This is a genomic window from Streptomyces sp. SBT349, from assembly GCF_001083795.1.
Lineage (GTDB): Bacteria > Actinomycetota > Actinomycetes > Streptomycetales > Streptomycetaceae > Streptomyces.
This window is the reverse complement of the sequence record NZ_LAVK01000533.1, coordinates 1-3,454: the sequence shown is the minus strand read 5'-3', so window position 1 is coordinate 3,454 and position 3,454 is coordinate 1. Positions and strand designations below refer to the sequence as shown.

The following is a 3,454-nucleotide window of genomic DNA, read 5'->3' as shown; positions in this document are numbered from 1 at the left end:
CCCGCCCAGGCGCGTGGAGGCGTCGGCCGGGCGTACGGAGGCGCCGGCGGGCGGGCCGCCGAGCGCCCCCCCCGCCCGGCGGGCGCACACGGCCGCCAGCAGGGCCGCGACCCGCGGAAGCGGGCCGTGGGCACCGCCAGCGCGAGGGCCGCCAGCGCCTCCCCGTCCCCGCCGCGCACCGCCCGCCCGATCGCCGTCACGCCGGTCTCGGTCGCCTCGTCGTTCCTCGCGTACCCCTGCCTGCGGACCTGCCGCAGGGTGCGAAGCAGCCGCGCCGGGTCCACCTCGGGCCCGTCCGGCGCGGCGTACTGGGCGAGCACCTCCTCCTCGGGCCGCAGCGCCAGCATCGCCAGGCCGCCCGAGGCGAGGTGGGTCGGCAGCATGCGCCCCTCGCGGTCGCCGATCCGCAGCACCTGGTCGCACTCGACCGTCACCACGAAGCGCACCTGGTCGCCCAGCGGGAACTGGAGGCTCACCGTCTCGTTCACCCGCGCGACCAGCGCCCGCAGGTGCGGCAGGGCCACCGACCGCAGCCAGGCCACCGGCTCGGCCGCCGCCGGGCGGCGCAGGGCCGGGCCCGCCACGTAGCGGCGGTCCGCGTCCTGCTCCGCGAAGTCGCGGTAGACGAGCATCGACAGCAGCCGGTGCGCCGTCGAGCGGGCCACGCCGAGCCGCTCCGCCGCGTCCGTCACCCGCAGCGGCCCCTCCTGCTGGAGCAGCAGCGCCAGCCGGAGCGCGTGGTCCACGGAGTCGATGCCATACGCGGGTCTGTTCTTCACAGCAGAATCCTACGTCTCCCTGGGCGGAACGGGCATAGCGTCGGTCGCGTCCGCCAGGAGCAGGGAGGACCCCATGACCACCGTCTCGCCCGTCACGCTGCGCGCCGTCGACGCGCCGGGCCAGCCCACGCCGTCCGCCGACCTCGAAGAGCTGTACCGCGGCTTCGAACGCGAGCTGCTGGTGCCGCTGTGGACCGAGATCGGCGACCTGATGCCCGCGAGCCCCACGCCGGCGGCCGTCCCGCACGCCTGGCGCTGGGCCGAGTTGCTCACGCTGGCGCGCCGCTCGGGCGAGCTGGTGCCGGTGGGCCGCGGCGGCGAGCGCCGGGCGATCGCGCTCGCCAACCCGGGCCTGGGCGGCGCCCCGTTCGCCACCCCCACCCTCTGGGCCGCGATCCAGTACCTCAACCCGCGCGAGGACGCCCCCGTCCACCGCCACACCCAGCACGCGTTCCGGTTCGTCGTGGAGGGCGAGGGCGTGTGGACGGTCGTGGACGGCGACCCGGTGGCGATGCGCCGGGGCGACTTCCTCCTCACGCCCGGCTGGCGCTTCCACGGCCACCACAACCAGTCCGACGCGCCGATGGCCTGGCTCGACGGCCTGGACATCCCCTTCTCGCACGCGATGGACTCGGCGTTCTTCGAGTTCGGGCCGGACGAGGTCTCGGACCGCTCCACCCCGGACCGGTCGCGTTCCGAGCTGCTGTGGGCCCACCCCGGGCTGCGCCCGGTCTCGCGGCCCGGCCCCGCCGTCTCCTCGCCGCTCGCCGCCTACCGCTGGCAGCACACCGACGCCGCCCTCGCCGACCAGCTCGCGCTGGAGGCCGCCGGGCACCCGGGTGTCGTGGAGCCGGGCCACGCGGCCGTCCGTTTCACCAACCCGGCCGACGGCGGCGACGTCCTGCCCACCATCCGCGCCGAGATGCACCGGCTGCGCCCCGGCACCCGCACGGCGACCCGCCGCGAGGTCGGCTCCTCCGTCTGGCAGGTCTTCAACGGCGACGGCGGGGTCCGTGTCGGCGAGCACGCCTTCGACGTCGCCGCGGGCGACCTGGTCGCGGTGCCCTCCTGGGCGCCGCTGACGGTGACCGCGGGTGACGCCCCGCTCGACCTGTTCCGTTTCAGCGACACCCCCGTCTACGAACGCCTGCACGCGCACCGCGTGTGGGTGGAGGGGGCCCCGGAAGGAGAGACAGCGTGAGGCTGACCACCCTGCGCACGCCCGGCGGCACGCGCGCCGCCCGCGTCGACGGAGACACGGCGACCGAGCTCGACGCGCCCGACGTCGGAGCCCTGCTGGCCCACGCCGACTGGCGGGAACGGGCCTCGGCCACCGGGGGCGCCGAACACGAGGTGGCGGGCGCGGAGCTCGCGCCCGTGGTGCCGCGCCCGGGGAAGATCGTCTGCGTGGGGCTCAACTACCGGAACCACATCCGCGAGATGGGCCGCGAACTGCCCACCCACCCCACGCTGTTCGCGAAGTTCACCGAGGCGCTGATCGGTCCCGGCGACCCCATCGCGCTGGACCCCGCGTCCGGGGCCGTCGACTGGGAGGCCGAGCTGGCCCTCGTCATCGGCGCACGCGTCCGCCGCGCGGGCGAGGCGGAGGCCGAGGCGGCCATCGCCGGGTTCTCCGTGCTCAACGACGTGACCATGCGCGACTGGCAGTACCGCACGCCGCAGTGGCTCCAGGGGAAGACGTTCGAGGCGTCCACCCCGTTCGGCCCCGCCCTGGTCACCCCCGACGAACTCCCGGGCGGCGTGCGGCCCTCGCTCGCGCTGAGCGCCACCGTGGACGGCGAGACGATGCAGGAGTCCACCACCGCGGACCTGGTCTTCGACCCGGTCGCCCTGGTCCGTTACCTCTCGGCGATCCTGACGCTGAACCCGGGCGACGTCATCGCCACCGGCACCCCGGGCGGCGTCGGCCACGCGCGGACCCCGAAGCGCTACCTCAAGGACGGCTCGGTGCTGGTGACCGAGATCGAGGGCATCGGCCGCCTGAAGAACGTGGCGCGCGCGGCATGAGGGCCGCCTGGTCGGCGGAGGGCACGGAGCTGTTCCTCCGCACGCTGGACGGCCTGGGCGACGACGAGCTGAACGGGCCGAGCGCGCTCCCCGGCTGGACCCGCCGCCATGTGGTGGCCCATGTCGCGTCCAACGCGGAGGCGATCGGCAGGCTGCTGACCTGGGCGCGCACCGGGAAGCGGACGCCGATGTACGCCTCCCGCGAGCAGCGCGCGGCCGACATCGAGGCGGGCGCGCTCCTGGCGCCCGCCCCCCTGCGCGCCTGGGCGCGCCGGTCGGCCGCCGACCTCGCCGAGGCGGCGGCCACCCTGCCGGAGCGTGCCTGGTCCGCCGAGGTGGTCACGGCCCAGGGCCGGGCGGTCCCCGCCTCCGAGACCCACTGGATGCGGGCCCGCGAGGTCTGCGTCCACGCGGTGGACCTGGCGGCGGGCGTCACCTTCGCCGACCTGCCGGACGGGTTCTGCGCCGCCCTGGCGGACGAGGTCGCCGCCCGCCGCGACCGGGCGGCCGACGGCCCGGCCCTCGCGCTCACCACCCCGCCGCCGGGGCGGACCGTCGCGGGCGAGGGGCCCCCGCACGAGGTGGCCCTCCCCCTTCCCGACCTGGCCGCCTACCTCACCGGCCGCACCACGCCCCGCGGCCTGCCC

Annotated in this window: 4 protein-coding genes; 3 read left to right on the top strand and 1 reads right to left on the bottom strand. The window is 76.7% G+C overall.

The features are described 5' to 3' along the window. Positions 1 to 779 (bottom strand): IclR family transcriptional regulator (locus ADY01_RS34175; protein ID WP_053171507.1); only part of this gene is annotated, 779 nt, incomplete at its 3' end. A 73-nt stretch (positions 780 to 852) separates the two neighbouring features. Between ADY01_RS34175 and ADY01_RS34170 the strand changes: the two genes are divergently transcribed. The 3 genes from ADY01_RS34170 to ADY01_RS34160 all read left to right on the top strand — a co-directional run. After that, entirely contained in the window at positions 853 to 1,980 is a 1,128-nt protein-coding gene (locus ADY01_RS34170; protein ID WP_049580663.1) for a cupin domain-containing protein, read from the top strand. Further along, positions 1,977 to 2,807, top strand: a complete 831-nt coding sequence (locus tag ADY01_RS34165; RefSeq protein WP_049580662.1) for a fumarylacetoacetate hydrolase family protein — start codon at positions 1,977 to 1,979, stop codon at positions 2,805 to 2,807. The genes ADY01_RS34170 and ADY01_RS34165 overlap by 4 nt, the downstream gene beginning before the upstream one ends. Next, a partial coding sequence (locus ADY01_RS34160; protein WP_049580661.1) for a maleylpyruvate isomerase family mycothiol-dependent enzyme occupies positions 2,804 to 3,454 on the top strand: 651 nt, incomplete at its 3' end. The genes ADY01_RS34165 and ADY01_RS34160, both read left to right, overlap by 4 nt.